30 protein-coding genes and 7 tRNA genes are annotated in these 24,690 nt (G+C 46.2%); 15 read left to right on the forward strand and 22 right to left on the reverse strand.

What is annotated here, in order from left to right; genetic code table 11:
* Positions 1-60: 60 nt before the first annotated feature.
* On the reverse strand, positions 61-519 hold the full coding sequence (locus HYW15_00765) for a hypothetical protein (protein QQG42741.1): 459 nt from the start codon (positions 517-519) through the stop codon (positions 61-63).
* A gap of 96 nt (positions 520-615) precedes the next feature.
* On the opposite strand from HYW15_00765, the gene HYW15_00770 reads away from it, so the two are divergent.
* A complete protein-coding gene (locus HYW15_00770) occupies positions 616-2,187 on the forward strand; it encodes a 2,3-bisphosphoglycerate-independent phosphoglycerate mutase (protein ID QQG42742.1) in 1,572 nt (523 codons plus the stop codon).
* Positions 2,188-2,191: 4 nt separating this feature from the next.
* Here the strand turns inward: HYW15_00770 and HYW15_00775 are convergent.
* From HYW15_00775 to HYW15_00790, 4 genes are all read right to left on the reverse strand, one after another.
* Positions 2,192-2,263, reverse strand: a tRNA-Val gene (locus HYW15_00775).
* A gap of 102 nt (positions 2,264-2,365) precedes the next feature.
* Positions 2,366-2,447 (reverse strand) — tRNA-Leu (locus HYW15_00780).
* Positions 2,448-2,454: 7 nt separating this feature from the next.
* Positions 2,455-2,850 (reverse strand): 50S ribosomal protein L19, encoded by a 396-nt coding sequence (rplS, locus tag HYW15_00785; GenBank protein ID QQG42743.1) that lies wholly within the window; start codon positions 2,848-2,850, stop codon positions 2,455-2,457.
* A gap of 8 nt (positions 2,851-2,858) precedes the next feature.
* The gene (locus HYW15_00790) at positions 2,859-3,479 is read right to left on the reverse strand and encodes an RluA family pseudouridine synthase (protein QQG42744.1); all 621 of its coding nucleotides are present in this window, start codon (positions 3,477-3,479) and stop codon (positions 2,859-2,861) included.
* 120 nt (positions 3,480-3,599) lie between these two features.
* On the opposite strand from HYW15_00790, the gene HYW15_00795 reads away from it, so the two are divergent.
* The 7 genes from HYW15_00795 to HYW15_00825 all read left to right on the forward strand — a co-directional run bounded on the left by HYW15_00795 (position 3,600) and on the right by HYW15_00825 (position 10,282).
* Positions 3,600-3,674 (forward strand) — tRNA-Glu (locus HYW15_00795).
* A gap of 140 nt (positions 3,675-3,814) precedes the next feature.
* Entirely contained in the window at positions 3,815-4,804 is a 990-nt protein-coding gene (locus HYW15_00800; GenBank protein ID QQG42745.1) for a hypothetical protein, read from the forward strand.
* Between the two features lie 169 nt (positions 4,805-4,973).
* Complete coding sequence (gene tsaD / locus HYW15_00805; GenBank protein ID QQG42746.1) at positions 4,974-6,137, forward strand: tRNA (adenosine(37)-N6)-threonylcarbamoyltransferase complex transferase subunit TsaD; 1,164 nt, start codon at positions 4,974-4,976, stop codon at positions 6,135-6,137.
* 322 nt (positions 6,138-6,459) lie between these two features.
* Complete coding sequence (locus tag HYW15_00810; protein QQG42747.1) at positions 6,460-7,014, forward strand: hypothetical protein; 555 nt, start codon at positions 6,460-6,462, stop codon at positions 7,012-7,014.
* Between the two features lie 29 nt (positions 7,015-7,043).
* Positions 7,044-9,128: a valine--tRNA ligase gene (locus tag HYW15_00815; GenBank protein QQG42748.1), complete on the forward strand. Its 2,085-nt coding sequence runs from the start codon at positions 7,044-7,046 to the stop codon at positions 9,126-9,128.
* Positions 9,116-9,835, forward strand: a complete 720-nt coding sequence (locus HYW15_00820) for a PrsW family intramembrane metalloprotease (protein ID QQG42749.1) — start codon at positions 9,116-9,118, stop codon at positions 9,833-9,835. Before HYW15_00815 ends, HYW15_00820 begins: the two co-directional genes overlap by 13 nt.
* 3 nt (positions 9,836-9,838) lie before the next feature.
* On the forward strand, positions 9,839-10,282 hold the full coding sequence (locus HYW15_00825) for an Hsp20/alpha crystallin family protein (protein ID QQG42750.1): 444 nt from the start codon (positions 9,839-9,841) through the stop codon (positions 10,280-10,282).
* 348 nt (positions 10,283-10,630) lie between these two features.
* Here HYW15_00825 and HYW15_00830 read toward each other — a convergent pair whose 3' ends face one another.
* Both HYW15_00830 and HYW15_00835 read right to left on the reverse strand, forming a co-directional pair.
* The gene (locus HYW15_00830; protein QQG42751.1) at positions 10,631-11,074 is read right to left on the reverse strand and encodes a hypothetical protein; all 444 of its coding nucleotides are present in this window, start codon (positions 11,072-11,074) and stop codon (positions 10,631-10,633) included.
* A gap of 167 nt (positions 11,075-11,241) precedes the next feature.
* Positions 11,242-11,313, reverse strand: a tRNA-Arg gene (locus HYW15_00835).
* Between the two features lie 41 nt (positions 11,314-11,354).
* On the opposite strand from HYW15_00835, the gene HYW15_00840 reads away from it, so the two are divergent.
* On the forward strand, positions 11,355-12,416 hold the full coding sequence (locus HYW15_00840) for a trypsin-like peptidase domain-containing protein (protein ID QQG42752.1): 1,062 nt from the start codon (positions 11,355-11,357) through the stop codon (positions 12,414-12,416).
* A gap of 16 nt (positions 12,417-12,432) precedes the next feature.
* Here HYW15_00840 and HYW15_00845 read toward each other — a convergent pair whose 3' ends face one another.
* On the reverse strand, positions 12,433-12,672 hold the full coding sequence (locus tag HYW15_00845) for a glutathione S-transferase N-terminal domain-containing protein (GenBank protein QQG42753.1): 240 nt from the start codon (positions 12,670-12,672) through the stop codon (positions 12,433-12,435).
* 30 nt (positions 12,673-12,702) lie between these two features.
* On the opposite strand from HYW15_00845, the gene HYW15_00850 reads away from it, so the two are divergent.
* Positions 12,703-13,395, forward strand: a complete 693-nt coding sequence (locus HYW15_00850; GenBank protein ID QQG42754.1) for a peptidoglycan-binding protein — start codon at positions 12,703-12,705, stop codon at positions 13,393-13,395.
* Here HYW15_00850 and HYW15_00855 read toward each other — a convergent pair.
* Genes HYW15_00855 through HYW15_00865 form a run of 3 tightly spaced genes read right to left on the reverse strand, consistent with a single transcriptional unit; the run spans position 13,378 to position 15,709 of the window.
* On the reverse strand, positions 13,378-13,929 hold the full coding sequence (locus tag HYW15_00855) for a DNA-3-methyladenine glycosylase (GenBank protein ID QQG42755.1): 552 nt from the start codon (positions 13,927-13,929) through the stop codon (positions 13,378-13,380). The genes HYW15_00850 and HYW15_00855 overlap by 18 nt on opposite strands.
* Complete coding sequence (locus HYW15_00860; GenBank protein ID QQG42756.1) at positions 13,911-14,516, reverse strand: AAA family ATPase; 606 nt, start codon at positions 14,514-14,516, stop codon at positions 13,911-13,913. Before HYW15_00860 ends, HYW15_00855 begins: the two co-directional genes overlap by 19 nt.
* A 5-nt stretch (positions 14,517-14,521) precedes the next feature.
* Positions 14,522-15,709: a hypothetical protein gene (locus HYW15_00865; GenBank protein ID QQG42757.1), complete on the reverse strand. Its 1,188-nt coding sequence runs from the start codon at positions 15,707-15,709 to the stop codon at positions 14,522-14,524.
* 14 nt (positions 15,710-15,723) lie between these two features.
* Here HYW15_00865 and HYW15_00870 point away from each other — a divergent pair, with 14 nt between their 5' ends.
* Positions 15,724-16,248 (forward strand): cob(I)yrinic acid a,c-diamide adenosyltransferase, encoded by a 525-nt coding sequence (locus HYW15_00870; protein QQG42758.1) that lies wholly within the window; start codon positions 15,724-15,726, stop codon positions 16,246-16,248.
* Between the two features lie 9 nt (positions 16,249-16,257).
* On the opposite strand, the gene HYW15_00875 is transcribed toward HYW15_00870, so the two are convergent.
* Positions 16,258-16,638, reverse strand: a complete 381-nt coding sequence (locus tag HYW15_00875; GenBank protein ID QQG42759.1) for a hypothetical protein — start codon at positions 16,636-16,638, stop codon at positions 16,258-16,260.
* 49 nt (positions 16,639-16,687) lie between these two features.
* Positions 16,688-17,209 (reverse strand): VIT1/CCC1 transporter family protein, encoded by a 522-nt coding sequence (locus tag HYW15_00880; GenBank protein QQG42760.1) that lies wholly within the window; start codon positions 17,207-17,209, stop codon positions 16,688-16,690.
* 163 nt (positions 17,210-17,372) lie between these two features.
* Between HYW15_00880 and HYW15_00885 the strand changes: the two genes are divergently transcribed.
* From HYW15_00885 to HYW15_00895, 3 genes are all read left to right on the forward strand, one after another.
* A complete protein-coding gene (locus HYW15_00885) occupies positions 17,373-17,651 on the forward strand; it encodes a hypothetical protein (GenBank protein QQG42761.1) in 279 nt (92 codons plus the stop codon).
* Complete coding sequence (locus tag HYW15_00890; GenBank protein QQG42762.1) at positions 17,638-18,459, forward strand: hypothetical protein; 822 nt, start codon at positions 17,638-17,640, stop codon at positions 18,457-18,459. The genes HYW15_00885 and HYW15_00890 overlap by 14 nt, the downstream gene beginning before the upstream one ends.
* Positions 18,460-18,597: 138 nt before the next feature.
* Positions 18,598-18,813: a hypothetical protein gene (locus tag HYW15_00895; GenBank protein ID QQG42763.1), complete on the forward strand. Its 216-nt coding sequence runs from the start codon at positions 18,598-18,600 to the stop codon at positions 18,811-18,813.
* Here the strand turns inward: HYW15_00895 and HYW15_00900 are convergent.
* The 6 genes from HYW15_00900 to HYW15_00925 form a co-directional block, all read right to left on the reverse strand.
* A complete protein-coding gene (locus HYW15_00900; GenBank protein QQG42764.1) occupies positions 18,805-19,872 on the reverse strand; it encodes a hypothetical protein in 1,068 nt (355 codons plus the stop codon). The two genes, HYW15_00895 and HYW15_00900, sit on opposite strands and share 9 nt — an antisense overlap.
* A gap of 137 nt (positions 19,873-20,009) precedes the next feature.
* On the reverse strand, positions 20,010-21,029 hold the full coding sequence (locus HYW15_00905; protein QQG42765.1) for a hypothetical protein: 1,020 nt from the start codon (positions 21,027-21,029) through the stop codon (positions 20,010-20,012).
* A 169-nt stretch (positions 21,030-21,198) separates the two neighbouring features.
* Positions 21,199-21,271, reverse strand: a tRNA-His gene (locus HYW15_00910).
* Between the two features lie 17 nt (positions 21,272-21,288).
* Complete coding sequence (locus tag HYW15_00915; GenBank protein ID QQG42766.1) at positions 21,289-21,837, reverse strand: hypothetical protein; 549 nt, start codon at positions 21,835-21,837, stop codon at positions 21,289-21,291.
* Position 21,838: 1 nt separating this feature from the next.
* A complete protein-coding gene (locus tag HYW15_00920) occupies positions 21,839-22,087 on the reverse strand; it encodes a hypothetical protein (GenBank protein ID QQG42767.1) in 249 nt (82 codons plus the stop codon).
* 73 nt (positions 22,088-22,160) lie between these two features.
* Positions 22,161-22,232, reverse strand: a tRNA-Phe gene (locus HYW15_00925).
* Positions 22,233-22,328: 96 nt separating this feature from the next.
* On the opposite strand from HYW15_00925, the gene HYW15_00930 reads away from it, so the two are divergent.
* On the forward strand, positions 22,329-23,360 hold the full coding sequence (locus tag HYW15_00930; GenBank protein QQG42768.1) for a sigma-70 family RNA polymerase sigma factor: 1,032 nt from the start codon (positions 22,329-22,331) through the stop codon (positions 23,358-23,360).
* Positions 23,361-23,513: 153 nt separating this feature from the next.
* Here HYW15_00930 and HYW15_00935 read toward each other — a convergent pair whose 3' ends face one another.
* The 3 genes from HYW15_00935 to HYW15_00945 all read right to left on the reverse strand — a co-directional run bounded on the left by HYW15_00935 (position 23,514) and on the right by HYW15_00945 (position 24,677).
* Entirely contained in the window at positions 23,514-24,011 is a 498-nt protein-coding gene (locus tag HYW15_00935; GenBank protein QQG42769.1) for a hypothetical protein, read from the reverse strand.
* 145 nt (positions 24,012-24,156) lie between these two features.
* Complete coding sequence (locus HYW15_00940; protein ID QQG42986.1) at positions 24,157-24,495, reverse strand: hypothetical protein; 339 nt, start codon at positions 24,493-24,495, stop codon at positions 24,157-24,159.
* A 110-nt stretch (positions 24,496-24,605) separates the two neighbouring features.
* A tRNA-Val gene (locus tag HYW15_00945) sits at positions 24,606-24,677 on the reverse strand.
* Between the last annotated feature and the right edge of the window lie 13 nt (positions 24,678-24,690).

Raw genomic sequence — 24,690 nt, forward strand, 5'->3', positions numbered from 1 at the left:
GTCAAATAAATAAAAAAGCCCCGCGCGGTTTTCCCCGGCTGGGCAACTCGATCGGCAAGGCTATGCGGCTGCCTGTTCAAAAACAACCCCGAAGGCCTCAGCAAGAGCGAGCACGGCTTTTCCCCATCGATTTTGTTTCTCCAAGGGTTGGAGGTAACCAGACGGCCTTCTCTTGCCAGCGGCGACCTCGGCTTTCATCTCCTCGCTCTGTTTTATGATTTCCTGAACGATGAGTTGAATAGCTTCTTTCTCGGAGCTATCACAATCCTTGGCCAGTCGCTGGCACATGGCTAGGTAGTCCTCGAACGAACTGCCGAAGTAGTCGGCGTATGCTTCGTCGGTGTGCTTCCTTTCTTTATGGCCGAAACCCGCTGCTATCGCGGCAAGGTTGTTTGTGATTGCGTCGAGGTTCTTGGAGTTTTTGGACTCCATCCGAAACCCCAAAGGGTGGGCAAATCCTCGAAGATCGTACTGTGTCATGACGATGGCCCGGTCGATATTTTCCCTTAAAAAAGGCATATAATATCCTCCCCTGTTTGAATTTCTATTTCTATCATAGCAAACTTAAAAGTGTGTGTCAAGTGGTGCTAAGTTGTGCTACAATAAAGCTAATCTATGGCCAAGAAATATAAGCCGGTTGTTTTGGCGGTGCTGGACGGGTTCGGGGTGAATATCGGAAATCCGGAATCTACCTGGAAGCACGCCCAGATGCCGACTTTTCGCGAGCTGGAAAAATTTTATCCTTTCACAACCTTGCAGGCCTCGGGGATTTCCGTGGGGCTCCCTTGGGGCGAGGAGGGTAACTCTGAAGTGGGCCACCTGACGATGGGCGCGGGCAAAGCGCTCTATCACCATCTCCCGCGGATTATTACATCCATCCACGACGGCTCTTTTTTCCAAAACCGCGCGTTTTTGGACGCTTCCGATTTCGTAAAAAAGGGAAAAGGCAAATTCCATATCATGGGGCTTTTGTCCTCCGGCTCGGTGCATGCCTACGTTGACCACCTCTACGCGCTTTTGGACTTCTGCCTCCGGCAGAAATTGGAGCGCGTTTATCTCCATCTTTTTACCGACGGCAAGGACGCCCCGACCACGGAAGCGGCTTTATTTTTAAAACAGCTGGAAGAGCGGCTCGCCGGCCGGTACCCGTTCGCGAAAATCGCTTCCGTAACCGGCAGGTATTTCGCAATGGACCGGGATGAAAACTGGGACCGCGTTGAGAAATTTTACAAATGCCTGACCTCCGGCGGGGGAGCGGTTTTTAAAAGCGCTTCGGCTTATGTTGAGGAGCATTACGCGAAGGGTATTACTGACGAACTTATCCCGCCGGCCTCGCTTGGTTCAAAAGAAAGCAGAATAGAATCCGGAGACGCTGTTATTTTTTTTAATTACCGCGAGGATTCCGAGCGCGAGCTTACCTCCGCTTTCGTTTCAAATAATTTTTCCGGATTTCCGCGCGAAAAACTGGGTAATTTATTTTTTGTGACGATGACGGAATACGACAAGCGTTTTCCGGCGGAGGTTGCTTTCCCTCCGCTGGATGTTGCCTGGCCGCTGGCGCGCGTTATTTCCGAAGCCGGCCTCCGGCAGCTGCACGCGGCAGAGACGGAAAAATACGCGCATGTCACTTATTTTTTTAACGGCGGAAAGGAAACGCCGTATTCCGGGGAGGAGCGTATTTTAATCCCTTCGCCCAAATCGGCGCGCTTTGACCAGACGCCGGAGATGTCCGCGGCAAAAATTACGGATACGATTTTGGAAAATTGGGAGAAATACGATTTTATTTTGGCTAATTTCGCCAACGGCGACATGGTCGGCCACACGGGTAATTTCAACGCTACGGTCAAAGCCATTGAAGTTCTGGATTTTTCGGTCGGGCGGCTTTTGGGCAAGGCGCTGGAGGCCGGAGGAGCGATGATAATTGCCGCAGACCACGGCAACGCCGAAGAAAAAGTTTACTCGTCTTCCGGCGAGAAGCGCACCAAGCACACCGCCAATCCGGTGCCGATTTTTGCGGCGGGCAAGGATTTCAAGCTTGGGGCGGAGCGGAGCGACCGGGAAATTTTTTCAAGATATATGGAGGTAAAAGGATTGCTTACAGATATCGCGCCCACGATTTTATCTTTGATGGGCCTCAAAAAACCCGCCGAGATGACCGGCGTGGATTTGCTGCCGAAGATGAAATAAATTATGCGCGCTCGAGGGATCGAACCCCGGACCTACCCGGTGTAAACGGGCCGCTCTACCACTGAGCTAAGCGCGCAAAACTTCTTTATCCAATCGCGACCGACGCCGCTTTTAAAGTATCTCTCCGGTGTAAATCCGCCGCGGCGGACTCTACCACTGAGCTAAGCGCGCCAATTTTTGCCCAGGGGGGGATTCGAACCCCCAAGCCTTGCGGCACTAGCACCTCAAGCTAGCGCGTATTCCAGTTCCGCCACCTGGGCGCGTTTATTATACAAGAACTTCTATTTTCGGTTTAATTTTTGCTTCGGCTTTGATTGTTTTCATTTTCTTGCGGATTTCTCTGGCAGCCCGCTCGCGGAGATAATAAAGTTTTGCCCGCTTGAACTTTGAGCGCGATTTGATTTCTATTTTTTCAATTTCCGGGGAATAAAGCGGAAAAACTCTCTCCACGCCGACTCCGTCTATCACTTTGCGCACGGTAAAAGTCGCCCCGGGCTCGCGGCCGTGCTTTCTCGCGAGCACCAAGCCCTCAAATGTCTGGAGGCGCGTCTTGTCGCCCTCTTTCACTTTTTGGGTAACGCGCAAAGTATCCCCGGCCCTGAAATCCAGCTCCTTTCTTTTTTCTATGTCTATCGGCGAAATGATTAGATTCAGCGACGGCATAATGGATTTTAAGATAGCATATCCAGAATTTTTTTCAAATCCTCCGGCAAGTCGGCTTCCAAGCGAAGACGGGAGCCGGAAGGTAGATTAAATTCAATCGTCGAGGCGTGCAGAAACTGGCGCGAGAGCCCGCCGGGGCATGTAATTTTTTTTCCGGCATATAATTTGTCACAAACGACCGGGTGGCCGATGGCCGCGAAATGCGAGCGGATTTGGTGCGTGCGGCCGGTTTTTGGATGGGCCTCAAGAAAAGTGAATCCATTAAATCTTTTCAACACTTTATATTCCGTGACGGCATCGCGGATTTTTCCGCGCTGTTCTCCAATGGCAACCCTTTTTAACGGCGTTTTTTTGGAGCGCCCTATGGGCAAGTCAATCGTTCCGCTGTTTTGCTTGAGCTCTCCCGCAACCAGCGCCAGATAAGTTTTTTTGATTTTATGATTTTGGAAAAGCCCCCGCAGATATTCCTGCGTTTTTTCATTCTTCGCGAAAAGAATAACGCCGGATGTGTCTTTATCTAAGCGATGCGCTGGCAAAAGCTCTGGCTTTTCCGCAAGCGCCCAGTCAAAATTCACCCCAGCGGGCTTGTTTAGCGCGACCAAATTTTTATCTTCGTAAATTATTTCCATGCGTTTTTCTTGATTTTAAGCCAATTTTAGGTAAACTCAAAATATCCGGCCCTATCGTTCCCGACTTTACGTCGGGAGACACCATGCTTTTTCACCCGCCCACCTTTAAAAATAAAATGCGCCGCCATCGTCTAGCCTGGTCTAGGACACAAGCTTTTCAAGCTTGGTACCCGGGTTCAAATCCCGGTGGCGGCATATAAAAAAGGTGGGCGGGCAAGCTGTGGGAACACGGGTTCGAATCCCGTTGGGGCCAAAAACAATTATTATTAATCCGAGGTGCTATAAAGAATCGGAGTGCTTGCAAAAATTCTTAAAAAATTCGATAATAATTATTAATGAGACTAGGAGAAATACAAAAAATTTTGGGAGCAAGTATAGATGAGAACCATAAACTAGTACTTAAACAAGAAAGTACATTTGGAGGTCAAGCTTTTCGTGTTAATAACTATATCGAGATTATCTCGGCTCTTGATATGCTGACTAATCAAAAATGGAGCACTTCAGATTATACTCAAATTGAAAATATAAAAGCACAACATTCTGAACTTGTAAATCCAGTTGTTTTGACAACAAATGAATTCAATCAACTGAACTCGTATGTAAATACTTTAAACCAAAAGATTCCAATTTTTTGGTCGTTCCTTAATTCTTTTACTGAGGGACAAGATGAGAAAACTATAAATATTCAACTTCCTACAAACATCGAGAGCTTAGAAAAATTAAATGAATTAAATAATCGTTTGATAGATATTTTTAAAAGATATAATATTGACGGTGAGATAATCTTTCAAGGATTCGATACAGGAACATCATGGTATGTACTACTCATAAAAGGCGTTGTAACATATCAAACTATAATAGCATGTTTAAAAATTGCTCAAGAATATTTTAAAACCAAAACCGAGTATTTTAACTCGAAAGAAGCGCGAATAGCTTATCTAACGGCTCTTAACAAAGATAAAGAATCTAAAGATAACTTGAATCAATTTAAAGATGCATTTCTAGAAAATCTCCTTAAAGAGGGTGTTATGGAAGTCGTAAATAAGCTAGGCGAAACTCACGGATTCACAAAATCGGAATTAAACACGCGCCTAATACAAGCAACAACCAAATTAATAAAAGAACTTGGTTATGGTACAGAATTTCATTTATCTTTAAATCCGCCACCATATGCAGAAGAGCAAGGCGGAGAGCTTAAAATAAATTATCTTGCAATGCAACAAGCATTACCGAAATTAAAGACCAAGCAACTATCAGCTGGAAAAAAGCGGCAAATACGAAAAAATAATAAAAAACCAAATATTGAGCCTCTAACTACATCTTAAAATTAACGGCTTTATAAAAAATAACAATTCCAACATTGTCCCATAAGGCCAAGACCTCAAATAGATTTTTCTAGAGCTTCCAGATTGCCGTCCACGATTTCGTAGGGGTTGGCGAAGCCGGATTTTTTGCCTGTTTTGTGACGGCTTTGATTTATGCTAAAAATATCTTATGAAAATCCTGGCCATAGAAACATCGTGCGATGAAACAGCGGTCGCTGTTTTAGAGATAACCGGCTCAAAAATAAAGCCGAATTTTAAGCTTTTATCCAATCAGGTTTTGTCGCAGATAAAAATTCATAAAAAATTCGGAGGAGTGGTGCCAAATCTGGCGATGAGAGAGCATCGGAAAAATCTGCCGATAATTTTAAAAAGGGCGCTCGCAGAGGCAAAACTCACCCCCCCTCGCCCCCCCTTATTAAGGGGGGGATCAAAAAAGAAAATCTCCTCCTTTACAAGGAGGGGTAAGGGGGAGGTAAACAAACTTGACGCAATCGCCGTGACTTATGGCCCCGGTTTGGAGCCGGCGCTCTGGGAAGGAATTAATTTCGCGGGAAAGCTTGCCCGCCTTTGGCGGGTGCCGCTGGTCGCGGTCAATCATCTGGAGGGGCACATTTACGCTTCTTGGCTTGAAAGTGAGCCGCCAAAATTTCCGTTGCTCGCGCTGATTGTCTCCGGCGGGCATACCGAACTTGTTTTAATGAAAAAGCATCTTAATTATAAAATTTTGGGCGAGACCAGAGACGACGCCGCCGGCGAGGTGTTTGACAAGGTGGCGCGGATGCTCGGGTTGGGGTATCCGGGCGGACCTCAGATTGCGCGGCTCGCGCAATCTGCGCGGAAATACGCAGAAAGTCAGCGTAAGTCTGCGGGGAAATTTAATGAAATCAAATTTCCCAGGCCGATGATAAATTCCGGCGATTTTGATTTCAGCTTTTCAGGGTTAAAAACCGCCGTTCTTTATTATTTGCGCGGCAATCCGTGCGCGGACAAGGCCGCCGTCGCTTATGAATTCCAGCAGGCAGTTGTTGATGTTTTGGTTAAAAAAACCGCTGACGCGTTACGAAAATATGGAGTAAACCCCCACACCAAAAAGTTTGGTGTGGGGGTAAAATCTCTTGTTATCGGCGGCGGAGTTGCGGCGAATCAGGCATTACGCCATGCGCTTGGCGCATTGATTAAAAAATCTTTCCCCAAAGTATCACTTCACGTCTCTCCTTTATGGCTATGCGGCGACAACGCCGCAATGATAGCCGTTGCGGGATATTTCAAAGCCCGCGCAAAAAAGTTCTCAAAGCCGGAAAAAATCAAAGCCCAAGGCAATTTGAAACTGTAAATTTAGTGAAATTATTGTAGTTATAACAAAATTGACCGATCGGTCATAAATGTTATACAAAAAGGCCTAGCAAAGGAAAATTCTTTGCAAAACGACTCAATAACAGTGTCTTGGGCTTCTCTTGGGTACAATGACTTTGGTGGGTTCTTCGACAAGTCATAGTGGAACGTATGACCGATTTCATGCCCCAAAGAATACGCTTGCTCTTCGGGCGGATATAAATCGTTGTATTCTCCTCTCTGAATCAGATAATAAGCTAATTACCAAAAATTTGCAATCTTTTTATTTGTAAATTCGCCGAAAAATTGTCAGGATAAATTATATGGGCAAAGTTGATACGATTCTGGCGGAGTCCATTAAAAAATTTGATTCGCTTTTTGGCGTTTCTATTCAAAAACCGAGAATTAAAATTCTAAAATCCCGCGCCGAAATTAACAAACTTTGGGGCAAAGAAACGGACTCATGGATTGTTGGGTGGCATAAAGAAAATACAATTTACATTCTTGATGAAAATAAATTTGAAAAAGAATCCTCGCATTCAAAATCAGATTTCAACAAGACGCTTATCCATGAATTGCTCCACCAATATTACAAAGAAATTGTTGGCCGCGATAAGCCAGCGTGGCTGAATGAGGGTTTTTGCCTTTATTTCGCGGAGCAGGAGAAAGAAGAGCCGAGCGAGGAAGAAAAAAATCGACTGGATTATTATTTTGACCATTGGGATAAAAACGGATACAAAATGGCGTATTTTTGGGTTAAGCGCTTGCGTGACAAAGTTGGCCAGAAAAATTTTATTGCTTTCTTGAAAAAATTAAAAATAGAAAGAAATTTAAAAGATTTCAAAAAACATTTTTCAGAACTTTTCTACAAATTGTAAATTCGCCCAAAAATTGGCATAATTTCTTTATGCCGTCCGAATTTGATAAGCCGTATAATCCCAAAGAGCACGAAGATAAAATTTATAAGCTCTGGGAAAAGAGCGGATTTTTCGCGCCCGAGGCGCGTCAGCCTCGGGATGATAACCCAAATAAAAATAAATCATTCACCATTGCTCTGCCGCCGCCGAATGTTACGGGGTCGCTACATATGGGGCACGCGCTGAACGCCACAATTCAGGATATTTTAATCCGCAAAAAAAGAATGGAGGGCTACCGCGCGCTCTGGATTCCGGGAACGGACCATGCGGGCATCGCCACGCAAAATGTTGTTGAAAAAGAATTGAAAAAACAGGGAATCAGCCGGCATGATTTGGGCCGTGAAAAATTTTTGGAGAAAGTCTGGGAGTGGAAAGAAAAATATGGAAATATAATTTTAGACCAGTTAAAAAAACTCGGGGCCTCCTGCGATTGGTCGCGGGCGCGCTTTACCATGGACCCGGAATATCAGGAAGCCGTAAAAATGGCCTTTTTGCATTACCAGAAAAAAGGATGGATTTACCATGGGGAGCGCGTAATTAATTGGTGCGCGAGATGCCGCACGTCGCTTTCGGATTTGGAGCTGGAGCACGAGGAGGAAAAAGGGAAATTATGGTTTATTCGGTACCCATTGAAGGAAGCTCCGACGCCCGCCTTGCCGTCGGGCAGGCAAGGTCGGAGCGACAACTTCGTCGTCGTGGCAACGACAAGGCCTGAAACTATGCTTGGCGACTCGGCTGTCGCGGTGAATCCGAAAGACAAGCGCTATAAAAATTTGGTTGGAAAAATCGCAATTTTGCCTATTCAAAATAGAAAAATACCGATTATATCGGACAGAAGAATAGAGATGGATTTCGGCACGGGTGCCGTGAAAATTACTCCTGCCCACGATATGCTGGACGAACAGATCGGGCTTGACCACAAGCTTGCCGCTCCGAAAATTATCGGCGAAGACGGGCGGATGACTAAGGAAGCCGGAAAAGATTTCACGGGCCTAAAAATATTGGAGGCCAGAGAAAAAGTCCTTGAGCGTCTCGGCAAACTTGATTTGATAGAAAAAACAGAAGATTACACGCATAATGTTGCTCAATGCTACCGCTGCGTCTCAACAATTGAACCCCTGCGGAGCGAGCAGTGGTTTTTGAAAATGTCCAAGCTGGCGAAACTCGCGATTCGCGACGTTAAATCCGGCAAAATTAAATTTCATCCCAAGCGCTGGGAAAAAGTTTATTTTGACTGGCTGAATCCGCCAGTTGGCGGACTTAAGGACTGGTGCATCTCGCGCCAAATCTGGTGGGGGCACAAAATTCCAATTGAAGGAGTTGACGATGTTTTGGACACATGGTTTTCCTCTGCCCTCTGGCCATTCGCTACGCTGGGATGGCCCGAGAAAACTCGCGATCTAGAAACTTATTACCCAACACAGGTTCTTTCCACGGCGCGCGACATAATTAATCTCTGGGTGGCGAGGATGGTTTTCTCCTCCGGAGAATTTTTGAGCAAGCCGCCCTTTTCCGACGTAATAATCCACGCGACGATTCTGGCAAAAGACGGAAGGAGGATGTCCAAATCTCTGGGCACGGGAGTTGACCCCATGAATTTGATAGAAAAATACGGGGCGGATGCGACCAGATTCGGCCTCGTTTGGCAGGCGATGGGCGGGCAGGATATCCACTGGGCGGAGGAGCATGTGGTTGCCGGCAAAAAATTCTGCAACAAAATCTGGAACGCCGCGCGGTTTGTTTTGCAAAATAAAAATTTAAAAGCAAATAAAAAAAACTCTGCAGACAAAAAAATCCTCGCTCAACTCAAAAAAACACAAAAAAATGTTTCTCGGCTGATAGAAAAATACGATTTCGGGCGGGCGCTCCATATTCTTTACGAATTTTTCTGGCATGATTATTGCGATATTTATCTGGAGGAATCCAAAAAAAATCCCAATCCGGAAATTTTGAGCCGCGTTTTGAAAGAATCGCTTAAACTCCTCCACCCGTTTATGCCGTTCGTCACGGAGCGGATTTGGCGCGAGTTTTCGGAGAGCGGAAATTTGCTTATGATTGAGCCATGGAAATCTTAAACCAAGTTTTAATCGTTCTTGCTTTGGCGTTTTTACCGCCGCTCCTTTGGCTTTGGTTTTGGCTCAAGGAAGATGAACACCCGGAGCCGAGGCGGGAAATTTTGATTGTGTTTTTGGCGGGGATGGCCGGAGTTGTCTTGGCGATACTTTTGGAAAACGCGTTCTCTTCAGCCAATCTGGCCCTGCAAAAATTTTTCGGGTACGGGCCGCTCATGCTTCAGGTTTTGAACATAATCGGCTTTGCGTTTTTTGAGGAAATTACAAAAATGGCGGCCGCGTTTTTTACGGCCCTCCGGAGCAAATACTTTGACGAGCCGGTGGACGCGATGATTTATCTTGTCACTGCGGCTTTGGGGTTCGCCGCGCTGGAGAACGCGATGTTCATAGGCAAAGCGTTTGAGGGCGGCCTCTCGCAGTCGGCGGCGGTGGGAGCATTCAGGTTTATAAACGCCGTCTTGCTTCACGTCTCCTCCTCCGCGCTCATAGGCGCGGGGTTCGCTTTTTCATTTTTCCATAAAGAAAAAAGGTTCGGCGAGCTCGCCTTGGGCCTTTTTTTCGCAGTTTTGTTGCACGCGCTTTACAATCTTTTTATAATAATAAACGTCGGAGGCGCGGTTTTAAACCAGCTCGCCGTGACCGCCATGGTCGTTTTCGGCGCTTCCACAGCCCTGGTTTTATTTGAAAGGGCGAGGCGTGCTATTATTTAACCAATGGAAAAAAGATCTTTTTTTGAGCGGCTTACCGGAAGCGTAAAGGTGGAGGGCGCCGATGGGCCGAAGCGCGCGAGTCCTGCCCTGAAAGAGCATGTTTTGCCGCAAGACGAAGAGGGCCAGCTTACGATTGACGTTTGGCAGACACCGGAGGAGATAATTTTGCAGGCGATAGTCGGCGGAGTTAAATTGGACGATTTGGACGTTCAGGTGACGCACGATATGGTGACCCTTCGCGGAAAGCGCGAGCGCCAGCATGAAGCGAGCGCCAATGATTATTTTTACCAAGAGCTCTACTGGGGCGCGTTTTCGCGCTCAATCCTTCTGCCGCAGGAAGTTGACGCCGACGAAGCGGAGGCCACGATGAAAAACGGGCTTTTGACCATCCGCCTGCCAAAGCTGGACAAAGCGAGAGTCGCCAAACTTAAAGTGAAGAACGAATAATTTTTAATATAAATTTTTTCTAAAATAAAAGTGCCGAGCGCTGCCAGTACGCTCGGCGTGGAACTTATCTATCTGGAACTAAATGCAACTGCGGCGCTGGCAACGCAGCGACGAACCCCGGGGGGTCAGCTTGTCCCGTGGGTCCCGGCGGCGATGAAGGTCGCAAAAAGTGACAATGTGACGAACAGTGCTCCGCGTTCCGCGGGCGGTGAACAGATATGCTTTCTCATAATTTGGGCCCTCCTTTCATGGCCAAAATTACGTTATTTCTCGGATGCTGCCGAGGTTAGCTAGGGGTTATCCCTCTTTCAGCTATCTACCTCCATTATACTCGCGGGGGGAAATCTGTCAAGGCGTCATGTGCCTTAGCCGGTAATGCCACAAGCCCTTCATTTTCACAAAACCCTCTTTCGGCAACGGCTCATCCGCGCCCGCCTTCTTTTCGCCGTTGGCTGGTGACCGCGCAAGGTCAAATTGGGCCAGCGCAACGCTGGCTATGGTCGCGAGCAGCGACAAAAGAAAAATCATTGTCCAGAAAGGAAACGCGAACTGCTTGTGGCTTGCGCCCAGGAATAACAGCCATGACACGGTGGTTCCTCCGCCGATCATGATGATGCCCAAGAGCCAGATAGCGAAGAGGGCGATTAGCTTGCGGCGCGAATCGCGGTAATACAAGTCGGAAGCGAGTATTGTCGCGGCGATCGCGACGGCTATGACTCCCAAAGTGAGCATTGCAAACGGTTCCGCGACCGAGTAGTTTTCTACTCTCCAGGCGTTTGCCTTAAAAGACATATAGAGCGTTGGCCCCAGGGCTGCTAGGAACAATGAGCAAAGAGCGGTAATAAGGTATCTCATAATGGCCTCCTTTCAAGGCATAAGGTTTTTATCTAATAGTTATTATACTCGCCCACAAAAATCTGTCAATAGCGCCAGTGGTTTTTTTGGAATTTAATTATTTGCGCCCCCACTCCGAGTTGAACGGAGATCTAGGGCTTAGGAGTCCCTTGTTCTATCCCTTGAACTATGGGGGCGTGGTTTCTTTATAGCATAAGCGCATGTTATATTGAATATCATGGACTATCAGGAAAAAATAATTGAGGTCATACAAAAATCTTTGCCGGCGGTGGTGAGCATTGCCGCCTCCAAAAATGTTGAATTGGTGGAAGAGGACTTGATGAAAATGGGAATGGACCCGAGAACGTTTGAAGAGCGTCTTTTCGGAGAGGCCGATGAAAAAGGCAACATCTCCGTCTCCGGCGGTTCGGGATTTATTGTTGACCAAAGCGGCATAATACTTACAAATAAACATGTCATTCAAGACAAAGCGGCGAGCTACAAAGCCATAATTGGACAAGGAAAATATGACATGGAGGTGATCGGGCAAGATCCCCTGTCTGACATAGCCATACTTAAAATCATCCGCCCCCCGACAAATCTTTCGGCGATACCGCTCGGCTTCTCAAAAAATGTCCGGCTCGGGACGGTGGTGGTGGCGATAGGCAACGCGCTGGGGGAATTTCAAAACACCGTCTCCACCGGTATCGTCTCCGGCCTCTCCAGATTTCTTTCCGCAATTACCGATACTGAAGGCCACCAGCAAAGATTGCGCGGGCTCATCCAAACAGACGCCGCGATAAATCCCGGCAACTCCGGCGGGCCCTTGATAAATCTTTCCGGCGAGGCCATAGGAATCAACGCGGCGATAGTTTTTGGCGCGCAAAACATCGGCTTTGCCATACCTATTGACCGCGCCAAAAAAGATTTGGAAGAAATCAAAAAATACGGGCACGTGCGCTCGCCGTTTCTGGGAATCCGCTACGTTCTTTTAAACAAGCACATCGGACGGCATTTTAAAATTCCGGTGGAGCACGGCGCGCTCATTGTCCGCGAGGGCCTGCCCGGAGCGGCGGCCTCTTTGCCGGCGGTTTTGCCGAAAAGCTCCGCGCATGAGGCCGGTCTCGCGGAGCATGACATAATTTTGGCGGCGAATGACAAAGATATCACCGAAAAAGAGACACTGGAGGACATTTTGGACTCCTGCAGCATCGGGGATTCGCTTAAACTGAAAGTTTTAAGAAAGGGCAAAGAGCTTAATCTGAAAGTCAAACTTGAAGACAGGGCCAAATTTTCCTAATTTTCCTAGTCGCGCTTTAATTTGCCCCCAAAAGCTCTTTTATCCTCGGCTGGTCAAAGCCGATTACGATTTTTCCGCCTATGTCTATCACCGGAACGCCCATCTGCCCGGTTTTTTGAATCATTTCATCCCTGCTTCTGGCGTCGGAGGCCACATCATGCTCCTCGTAAGCGATTTTATTAGCTTCAAAAAACTTTTTGGCCATTTTGCAGTAAACGCACCAGGGAGTTGAATAAATAGTTACCTTTTTTGCCATACGATTGATTGTAGCATATAATATAATTTTATGAAATACTTTTTATACACATTTGCCTGCTGGCTGGCTTTTACGGGCATTGCCCGCGCGGATAATCCGGCGCAGGAAATCCATATTTTGCCGGACGGCCAAGTGCGTTTGGTCGGAGCAGAGCTTTTTTTGAAGCATACCTCGAACCTATACACCGTAAAAAGCTGGGATATGAAGTGGATTGTGCCGATTGACCCGATTGACCCCTATATCAAATTTGAATCGGCTTACGGGGCAAAAATTCTCCCGGCGGACGTCCTTGAAAAGCATGTTTTGGAAATTTCAGGCAAGCTTTCTTTTGACAAAAACACTAACGCTTACCAAATCCTGCCGACATTGGTGCGCGACCTCTCCGTAAAAACCGGCGAACCTCCGCCCTCCGTGACCCCTGGCGCAGGGGGGGCGCTTGCCCCTGCTTTGGCCCCAACGCCGGCTCCGGCATCAGCCGCAGAAACCAATTCAGAAAAACTTACCATGGTTTTAAAACTTGGTTATTGGGGAGGGCAGGTGAAAATCTTGCAGGACTTTTTGAAAAAACACGGATATTTCCCAAAGGACGAGCCGACAGGCCGCTATTTCGGGCCTCTGACAAAAAACGCGCTTATGGAATTCCAAAAAGCCAACGCTTTGGAAGCGGTCGGCATTCTGGGGCCGAAGACCCGCGCGCTGATTAACTCACTGCTTAGCAAGTAAAAATCTATAGGGCTTCTTTGCCCATTTGCCGGCATAATTTACGCCGATTCGCGGGGCGCGCTTAATCTGCGATTTTTTTATTTTTGTGCCACTCCGCCAGCTGGCGGACTCTATCCAAAGACCGGCCGCCCGCGCGGCTGGTTTATTGTTGAAACGTTTATCAATTTTTAAAAATTCTGTGAGTTTGGCCGGGCCGTCCAACTCTTTTTGACCGGAAACTCCTCTAATCAAAACTGCGGCGGGAAACTCTTTCGGCCCAGTCACAATGTTCAGCATCCAATGCATCCCGTAAGTAAAATAAACGTACCACCTGCCCGCGGGCCCGAACATCGGGGAATTGCGCGCAGTTTTACCTCTATGTGCGTGCGAGGCCTTGTCTTTGAAGCCGTCGTAGGCCTCGGTTTCGGTAATCATATAGCACTTGGCAACCGGGTTGCCAAGTTGTTGCCTGCAAAGGAATTTACCTAAAAGCTCCCGTGCCACCGAACTAGCCGCCCGATTAAAAAATTTTTGAGTTAAGATTTTCCGCCCCACTTTAATTTCTTGGCCGCTTGCCTGACTTTCTGCCGCCAATTTTTACCGGTGTCAATTTCGGCCAGGAACTTTATTGGTAATTTTTTTAATACAAACTGCCCGCCATTTTGCGGAGACCACCTGTAATGGTGCGGGGTTCTCCGCCACATTTCACGCAAAGCCACAACCGCGCCTTTATTGTTTCCGCGCCAGTCAGTTGATGCGCCCCCGTATAAATCGTTCGGCGTGTAGCGCGCGTTGAGCAGTCTTCCGATCGTAATGTCCCTGTTGGCGTATGTGCGGATATAGACGATTTTAGCCGCCTTTCCCGCTTTTCTTTCAAGCCGCCGGCGCTTTTTTGAGTCCGAGAAATCAGAATCTAAAATTATATTTTTCCGCCGTTTTATTGCGGAGAGTGCTTCTTTTTCCATAATTATTTCAACTTGGCCGTAGCCCCTATTTTGTTTTCTTAGCGCAACCCTGATTGCGTTTGCGCTTATTACTTTCGCGCCGATTAATTTAGCCAAGTACTCGGCTATGGAGCTTTTGCCGGAGCCCGGAAGCCCGACTATGGCAACAACGACTGGTTTTTTTGAAACGCGGCGCATTAAAATTATTCAACCACTTTCACTTTCCCGCGCGTGCCGGGATTTAAATGGTTGTGGTAAGCCCATTCTCCTGCTTTTTCAAAAGTGAAAGAATAGTTTTCTCCGGTGTTAAGCCCCTTTAAAGCGTCAAACCCCGGATAAACTAAGTGCGTCGGGTGGACGGCGGAAGCCGGCCAAACCTGGCGCGATCCTTTGTTCGTCCAAGTGACTTTGCCGCCTCTTTTTATCTTCACCTCCGGCGGCGAAAATTTTCCATTTTCGTCTATAACGACGGTTGCGCTTGTTCCCAAATTAACTTCCTTATCTTGGTCATTCATTTCTCTTTTTTCTTCCGTCTCTCCGCTTTTTTCTTTTTTCTCCATAGATTCTTTTTCAGCTTCGAGCGCCTTAAAACCATTCCTGGCTAGAACCTCCGCCGAGCGCGCCTGCCCGAAGGCCTCGCCGTATTTCTTTTCTCCGAAAACTTGTTTGGCGGTTGCCAAATGCTCTTTGGCTTGCGACAAGTGCCCAGACGCTTGTTCGGAAGGCGCGGCGGCTTTTTGGATTTTCTTTTCCAGCTCGTTTATTTTTTCCTCCGCCTCTTTTATCTGTTCCGCTGATTTTTCGGCGGCGTTTTCTTTATCGTCAATCTCTTTCTCGGCTTCTTTTTTCAGGCGCTCGGCGAATTTTTTCGCGTTGTCCTTTTCCGAGGCCAAAGAAACCACTTCGTCCAAATCGTCCTTCGCGGATTTCGCCAGTTTTTTAATTTCATCCTTATCGTCAAACTCTTTTGAAATGTCTTCAAAAAGCATTTCGTGTTTCGCGGTTTTTTCAACAAGTTTATCAAGCAGCTTATCCACGTTCGGATTCTGGGAGGTTTCTTTAAGCGCCCGGAGCCGCGCCGCCAAGCGGTCATGCGCGCTTAAATAATTTTCCAGCGCTTCTTTCACCGCTTCAATATTCTGCGGGTCGTCTTCGCTTATTTTCTGCGCTTCGGCAGCTTGTTCATTTAAAATGTTAAGCTCCAGTTCCGCCTTTTTTACGGCATTAAAAGTGAACACGCGCTGGATGGCGCGCCTCCATTCTTTAACGAAATAAAACGGGCTTGTGGGCAGAGTGCTCGCATCAACCGCCAAATCCACACCGTGCGCGAAAGCGGCGTTGGCCGCGAGAAAACCGGCAAGAGTCAAAGCTATAAAATATTTTTTGTTCATATAAAATATTATATATGAAGTTCTACACCGGGCAAGGGGATAAGGGCGAGAGCGCGATTTTGGGAGAGAGCTGTAAAATACCCAAAACAGAACCGGTTTTTGACGCCTTGGGCGCACTGGACGAACTGAATTCCTATTTAGGAGTATGCCGAGCTTTGGCCAAAGACGAAAAAGTGACATCTGCGCTACTGGAAGCGCAGGAAAACCTGTTTACAATCCAGGCGGAGCTCGGAGGAGCCGAAAATATTGCCCTCGGCGAAGAAAAAATAAAAGCCCTTGAAAAAACAATTGACGAGTTCGGCGGCTTCGTCGGGCCAATAACCAAATTTACCATCCCCGGCGGCGATTTTCTTTCCGCGTGCCTGGACTTTGCAAGAGCAATGGCGCGGCTTGCTGAAAGGCGCGCGTGGGCGGCGAAAGAAAAGTTAAGCGCGGCGGCTCTGGCATACTTAAACCGGCTCTCCAGCTTGCTTTTTGTTCTCGCGCGCTACGCCAACAAAAAAGCCGGCGTTAGCGAGAATCACCCAAGATACGGCTGATTTATGTATTTATCTAAACCAATCTTTTAATGTTCTGGGCCAACCGACTAAAAGCAGCAAAGCCAAAGGCGCTCCCCAATTAGCCCAGCGCTCAACGAAATCCCAAACCGGCATCCCGACCAGAGGCCTGATGAGCGCAGTCCAAAAACCCCAAAAGGCCATCCAAAGAAGCGCGGCGCGGATTGGTCTTATTAAAATCAAAAGCGCGAGCGCGATATCCATAATGCCGATAAAAAACAGGAGTTGGGCCGCCAGGCCAGCGTCAGCAATCCCGAATTGGGCAAACCAGCCAATCCAATCTTTTTTCCCCTGCAAAGCGAACACGCCGTGCCCTATAAACTCGCCGGCAACCGAGACGCGCAATATCCACCCAACAAATTTTGTGTTCATATTTAATCATTTTTTAATAATCAAGCGACCTTATGGTTTTATTATATCGCTAAACGGCTATCCCAAAAAACACCCTGACTGCCGCCCCGACGATGTAAGCCGCCAAAGCCGCAAGTCCGCCCACCACAAGCATCTCTATTCCGGAGCGCAGCCAATGGGAGCCGGTGACAACGGTCCGGGATGCCCCAACAACAAAGAGCGAAATTGCCGTTGCCGCAATCGCGACGGAAAATTGCGCGCTCGGAGGGATGCCAAAAAAATAAGGAATTAAAGGCAATGCTCCAGCCGAAGCGAAAGCCAAGCCGGTTGCGAGGCCGTGCCGCGAAGGGTGGTCAAGCCGGGTTTCATTTACGCCAACGCGCAGTTCCGCTTCTTTCGTGGAGCGCAAAGACAAATAATTGGAAAGGCCCATGGAGATGCCGTCGGCAACCAAATTCGCCAGGCCCAAAACAATGACTACAAAAGCCGGCAGCCCCGCGCCGGCCGCGCCGGAAATAACGGCGAAAGAAGTTATAATTCCGTCGTTCGCGCCCAAAACCAAATCGCCGATGTAAAAACCTTTCTTTGGCATATCAACCGATTGCTAATATACCCATTATACGCTTTTTCTGGAGTCGCATCGTAGAGGACGTTAGAACTATTATACAACGGCAAAAGGAGTATGTTTATGTGCCAAACCTATCGCCGCAGGGCAAAGATTGATTCGTTAACTTGAGTGTGTTACTTTATATTCTATGAGAGAAATACCCTCTTTTATTACCGAGATTACTACAAAATCTTTACGGTTATTGGTTGGCTTGGTATTATCAGTTCTCCTGTTTAAATTTCTATTACCAACTATTTTTGATTCGGAATTTATAAAATTAGCAGTTAGCGGCGCTTCAATGGCTGGTTTCTTTAAACCATTCTCTGAAATGAAGTGGTATCAAGCATTGATAATGTTGGTAGTTCTCATCGGTATTTTCATTTTAAATAAAGTGCTGGACATCCCTAAAAAATATGAATCAAGATAAATCATTTTTGCGAGAGGTTGCTTCAACCGCGTTGGCAATAATTGCTGTTGTGATTGTTTTATATTTTCTGAATACTTATACCGCCATATTCAAGTCCGAAGAGTCAAATCCTCCAGAGATAACACCAATACCGCCAGTAATTAATGAGTTACCGGGAGCAACTCCGCCAGAGCAAAAAACCTCGTTTGTAGATTTAATTACCACAAAAGATAATTATAAAATTACAGACAATCCTTACTCATCTGAAAACTATAACAAGATGAGCCGTCAACTTGCTTTAATCGGGACTTTTGAAATTGCTAAGCTTCGGATTAAGGGCAATCTATACGATAATAAAGAGCATTTTCTATCAATAAATATTGGGGCTGAAAGTGGTATATATAATGCAGCCCGCAAGTCATCGGAAGGATTAGATGTGTCATTAACAAAAGAAAACGGAGGCGTTTTTAATAAAGACAATCCTATAGATATAGAGGTTGATTTCTTTGGACAACAAACGCTATCTACTACAAAAAACGAGTTTTTATCAACTCGTAAAACAACTAAATTGGTGAAATTTTGGGATTTTATTCAACCTCAACCGCCAGCCCCCAGCGTGAATAAAATATTGGTAGCGCCATTTAATAAAGATGGGATATTTACCGGCACAATAGAATCAATGCGGTTTGAGTATAGTTGCAAAGAAGAAGGTAGTTGTAAGACTGTGGCGTGTCCCAATGATGTTCTGGCAACGAAATGTCTCCTTGATAATTTTGGTGCAAATGCAAAAACAGACTGGGAAAAATGGTATAAAAGCGTAACTAATTAAATTCGGGTTATTTTCTTTTTGCCCTTGCTTCAAATTCGTTAGCCAATCCTTTCCATTTCTTCATTTCCTCTGTTGTGATATAGTGCTATTGACTGATAGTTATCTAATTTGGTAACCTATGTTACACTAAAAATACTTATGAAAAAAGCTTCAAATAAAGCCAAGTTCGGTAAAGTTCCTCAAACCCCTCAACTCCCTCAACTTCTCCGAGGAATAGATTTGAAAGATTATAAGATAATTCCTGATTTTGAATTGAAAGAGAGAATTGTAGGAAATGAAAAAGAAAGCGCTAAAACTAATTTGTTGGAGAAAACTACTGAATTCAGTAACACTACAATAGTTACCTCAAGTTAAAAAGCTCTGTCCACTTGCTGTCAGGTGGAAACGATGGGTTGATGTCTCAATAGTTTTTGAAACAGGATTGCCGTTATCTTCCAAGTGAGCATTTGTCCTAACATAATACTCCCAGATTAGGGTATCTAATTTCTTAATATCCTCTGCTGGGAGTTTTTGATTTTCATAAAATCCAATGTAGTCCTGAATAAATCCCGATTTATATAACGGGCTATTCTTTAATTCCGCGAGTGTAATTGGTCGGTTATGGGAAAGTGTTAATTCTGGGTCAAAGAAAATTTGGCAAGAGTTAGCAAATCCCTCGTCTATTTCCGCCCTTTCTTTCTTTCGCTGAATAATCTTTTGTAAAATGTCTCCACTTAACTTGAACTCATTTTTAGCCATTGAATAGATGTCGTATCCGTATTGGCTCAAAAACTGGTTGTATGCATCACGATTAAAGTTCCATAGATGCTTGGACTCTTTTAATAATCCTTCAACCGATTTCAAAATCCTAAATGCTGGGATAACATTCGTCATATTTTCAAAGATTTTTTCTTCTTTAACTACCCGTTTCTTTTCGGTTGTTTCTTCCACCACTTGTTTCCCTTTCTCTAACGGCGAAGATACCACCAATTGAGGGTCTATTGCTCCAAGCTCTGCCGTTTTGGACATAAGAATTTTGTCAGCTCCAAGAGCTATAATAGTGGCGGCTGATTTTGCAGATTTTGGCACAAGTGTATAAAATTCCGCTTCACTGGTTTTTGCGTATGCCTCGCACACCAAAAGGATTTTCTCCGCCGCTACCGCTTGCCCACCCGGGGAATTTAGAATAAGAAGGAGTGGTTTATGGTTATTCTTGCAACGCAATAAGTCCTCAATGATTGTTGCGTCGCTGTCTATAATTCCCGTGGACGGCTTCTTAAAAACAGAAAAATAAGCCAAAAGGCGACTCCTTGTAATTTTCTCAATTTCTTTCAGAATGTCCCTGCAACGGGCAAATGACGAGTTATAGTTCTTGTCCCGTTGTAATTCATCAACAAGCGTGAAGTGAGATGGTTTGTCTTGGATGGGATACATAGTTACTTATACTTTACAGCAAAATATCAGTTTTGAAAAGCTACCCCATTCCGCTACTCACTATTTATTGAAAACAAAAACAGGCCGTTTCTCTTACGAGTCGTACCTGTGTTTCGGAATTTCGTGAGTTCAAACACTTATTTCTTGGAAGCCAGCATATCTATTCTATGCCTAGCTTCTTCTATGCTCCTTTCGGCCTCAAGCATGGAACTAAGGCGTTCATGCTCCGCTTTCTTTAGTTCGTACTCCTTAAGAAACCACGCCGTCGCCGAGCCGACATAGCAAGCCTCGTTGATGGTGGCAACTTTGCGATCCTTGATGACTGGATGCCGGTATTTTTCGAGCTCGTTACGCAAAGCTATCTCTTCGATTTTGGCCAAACATGTTTTATCAAGCTCCAGCATCCATTCTCGCAACAAACCAAGTTTTCCCAACTCCGACAGCACTTCAATCATCCAGGGTTTAGAAACATCAACCCGACTGCGCGTCGCCCTGATCCGCGCCTCCATTTCTTTTTTGTGCTCTGCCCATGAAGGAACTTCCTTTTCTCTCCATCCCCAGATAAACCTCGCCAAGTTGAGAAGAAAATCTATAGCCCGCTTTTCGTTGTGAGATCGCTCATCGCTGTGAGAAAGATTACGAATGCGAACACCACCAAATCCTCCCTTCTCTGCTCTGAAGAAATTCTGAATGATTGGGAAAAGTCGCTCTGATGCAATCTCTCTCTCCCAAACATCCTTGAGGTTGCCGCGGTCTTCACGCAAGTCCATTCTGAAGAAATTTAAGCAGAGGGCATCAAATGCTTTGAGTGCAAGCCGTTGACGTAGTTCGCTTGGCGTCTTGCGTATGACATTCCCGCAATCGTCCCGGCCAACTTTGTAACTCTTCTCTCCATCTTCCGGGGCTCGGAGCAGATAATTATTATCCCAGCCATCGGCAATGGTGAAGTAGAATACAAGACGGTCGATTCTGTCGTATTCTTTCTCGCAACGATAGTTGCGTTCGAGCGAAACACTAAAACCTACATGGAGTAGGCCGACCATCTCTTCGAGAATCTCGGCGACTTGCCAGCGCCTCAACCATTCGCACCAATTGCTAATCGGTCGAATTTCTCTTGTAAAAAGATCGTGAATCGCTGACTTTTCTGGCTCGTTCATAAAACACCGCCTTTCTTGGGTTATGCCCCGCACTCTGACGGGACGGGTTTATTCTTCTCTATCAAATCTACTCTTATACAAATCTACTCTTATCTTTAATGTTGTCAAGTACCTAGCATTTTACTTATTGATTAAATCAAATATGATGAAAAAAATAAATTTTAGCTTGGGTGGCTGATGGGACTTGAACCCACAACCTCCGGTGCCACAGACCGGCGCTCTGACCATTGAGCTACAGCCACCATCTTTTATTTTGAAACTACGCCTGGCCGCCGAGCGAGGGCCTGGTTTTCAGCGCTTCCACAGCCAGCTTGGCGATTTCCTCCACTTTCTCCAAATAAGGTTTAATGCCGTCAACGTCCGGGTCCGGGACTTTATCTATCAAAATGTCGGCTTTTATCTCTTTTTTAACCGCCTCTCTCTCGCTTTCTATTTTTTCGTCTTTTATGGAAGCGTCAAAAGTGACAATTTTGGAAGATTTGCCGTTTTCATCCTCAAACTCAATAAACACATCAACGCCATGCCAGTGGTCCAGCGGGGAATCAACGGCCGTGTAAATTTTCACCCGGTCCATTGCTTTTTCGTCAACAAGCCCCAGCGCGTCAATCACCGCAAGGCGCAAATCTTTCAGGAAAAGTTTTTTGGGGTTGGTTGGGTCTTCCCTCTGCAAATCTTTGGCAATCTTTATCGCCTCATCATAAGGCACGTACATTTTGATTTCCGAGCGCAAACTTCCCAAAAGGAAATGCTCCGAAGGTTTGCCGCGGCGCTCTTCGCCGCCTCCGTAAAATCTTGCTTCTTTGGACATGCTAGTCAACTTTGCAAATCACCGCACCCTCCTTGGCTTTTTGGGAAAGCTTGATCGCGACTTCGTCGCCTTTTTTGGCGGATGAAACGCCCTTGTGGTCAATCTGCATGGAAACGACGCTGTCTTCAAACTCTTCGCTTCCCTTTTTGACCTTGATAAGGTCGCCTATCTTAAGCGCGCCCTGGAGGTCAACTACCGCCACGCCGATTTTATCGTACCAGTGGGTGATTTTGCCGATTTCCTTTTCCATGATTTTATTGATGAATAATAAATCTCGGCCTTATTTTTAAAGCTTAGCAAAAACGGAGCTCCTAGTCCAATTTTGCCGAGGGGCAGAATCGAACTGCCGACGCCTTGCTCTTCAGGCAAGCGCTCTGCCACTGAGCTACCTCGGCGTAAAAATATGTTAGCAAAATTGACTATTTTTGGCAAAAAAGCTAACTTGTGAAAGTAACGTTCTTTAACTTAACGGAAAGGAGTAACGGACGCAGATGCGCAAAAATAATAATTCCGCCGAACAAGACTATAACGGTAACGGTCTGCTCAATATTTATTTTAAAGAAATGAGCCGGGTTCAGACGCCCAGCCACGCGGAAGAAATGGACTTGTTCGTCGAGCTGGACAACAAGAAAGAGAAATTGCTGAAGGAGATAGGGCAAGGACGCAAAAATATATTGGGCATCTCTCTTTACGCGCTTCTTTTGTGGCTGACACTCCTGCCTGAAAAGGAAAAAAGCGCCAAGCTCGCCGCGGCGGAGCGCGAGGCCATCGCGCAAAGAAATAAGATTATTGAAGTTAACTGGCGTCTAGTCGTCTCTATTGCTCTTAAAAAGAAGTGGAGGGGTTTGGATGTGCTAGACCTTATTAATGAAGGCAATATCGGGCTTATAAAAGCCGTAAGCAAGTTTGAGTGCCAACGCGGCTACAAGTTTTCAACATATGCAGTTTGGTGGATAAATCAGGCCATGGACCGCGCCGCCGCAGATAGGGGAAGCACCATCCGCGTCCCTGCCGGCAGAACACAGGAAATAAGGAAACTGCAGCGTGCGGAGTTTTTTTTGGTGCAAGCGCATGGCTGCGCCCCGGCTCCGGACGAACTGGCCCGGCATCTTGGGTGGAAAAAGAAAACAGTTGAATACATACAGAAAATTGTCCGAGAGCCAGTAAGTCTGGGGGCGCCATTGGACAGCGACGAAAACGCTGACGGCAACACTCTGGGAGATGTTCTAGAAAACCTTAAATCGCCGTCGCCGGAAAATGAGGTCACAAAAAAGCGCCTGGTGGAGCGGATTGACTACCATCTCGGGCGGCTTACCCCAAAAGAAGAAAGCGTGCTGCGCATGAGATTCGGCGTAGGGGTCCCGTACGACAAAACTTTGGAAGAAATCGGGCGAGAACGCGGTCTCACCCGAGAGCGTATCCGCCAGATAGAGGCAAGCGGATTGAATAAACTAAAGCACCGGATGAAACGCGAAGGCGGACAAGGCGGCAGAAGATTTCTGGCCAATGTGCCGAATCAGTAGAATGAGAACTGGGACGTTGGGCGCGCAGCGCCAACGTCTTTTTTATTTTTGAATTTCAGCTTCGGCGGCAAATTCTTTTACAAAAATAAAAAAGGGCCTGCGAGCTTCTGCATACTCGCAGGTCCAAATGCACTATAGCGGAGATGCTTCATATCAAAAGGGGTAGATGTCTAGAGAGTAACGAAGCGTCCAAAAGTCATGACTCGGGGAATAGCGTTGTTTACCCTTCTCGGTGATGATTAACAAAAAGCTTGGCTTTTTTGACTGAATAAGCCGGAGAGCCTTTTTAACACTCTCACCAAATCCTTCGACACGACGAAGTGAGCCATTATTAAGACGCTCTAAACTCACCCCTTTGACCTTACGCAACTTACGTCCGCGACTGTCGAGCAGATAGGCTTCAACATGCACCGATACGGTGTCGCTAAACTTACCGTCGCCTATCCAGTGCTCCTCAGTTTGAAAGATTGAGCGCGGAACGAAGTTTCTGATCTTGCGTACTCCTCTGCGCCGCCATGTAATTCGGTTTGTTCGATAGAATCTACTGGAATATCTACCCGAGTCCTCTCCTGTAGGCGGCAACAGGTCTCCGATAAGAGGCAACCTTTTTAAAAGATCTCTTCTGGTCATTTTGGTTTCTCCTTTCCGCATAAAAGATAGCATAAATAACATAAGTTTGTCAAGGCTATGTCATGGTTCAAATGGAAAACAAAAAGATCAGCATTTCTGCTGCTTCTTGTGTTAAATCACTATGAAAAAATTTTCTTTTCCCAAAATATGGTTCGAGCCGATGTTTTTATTTTCCGCTTTCAACACCAATTTTGAGTTCAAGGTATTTGACTCGGCTCATTAAATCTTCAAACTCTGTTCGTGAAATCATATCTTTTCCAATTTGAGCAACATCGTGCTCTACGGTTGATAATCTAGCATTTATGTGTCCCAGTTCTAAAGCAACTTGCTCAAACCGCTTATCTACTTGCTCAAACCGCTTATCTACTTGCTCAAACCGCTTATCTACTTGCTCAAACCGCTTATCTACTTGCGCGAAACCCTTATCCATTTTGTTGTGGACGCCATCAAAACCCCTCGCGACCATTCCCGCTAAATCCTCTGTTGTCACTTTTTCTTTATCCATTTTTCTATTGTAGCTTAGAGACAATTTGTGTCAAATATTTTGCAATGGTGCGCCCAGGAAGGATTGAACTTCCGACCTTTCGCACTTGCCCCGTTAGATTTTACTTAAATTGCGCGTTGCAGGGATTGAACCTGCGACCTTCACAATGTCAATGTGACGCTCTACCACTGAGCTAAACGCGCATAAAAATCTAAC

The sequence above is a fragment of the Candidatus Giovannonibacteria bacterium genome (assembly GCA_016432405.1).
Lineage (GTDB): Bacteria > Patescibacteriota > Minisyncoccia > UBA11713 > 2-01-FULL-45-33 > MFHE01.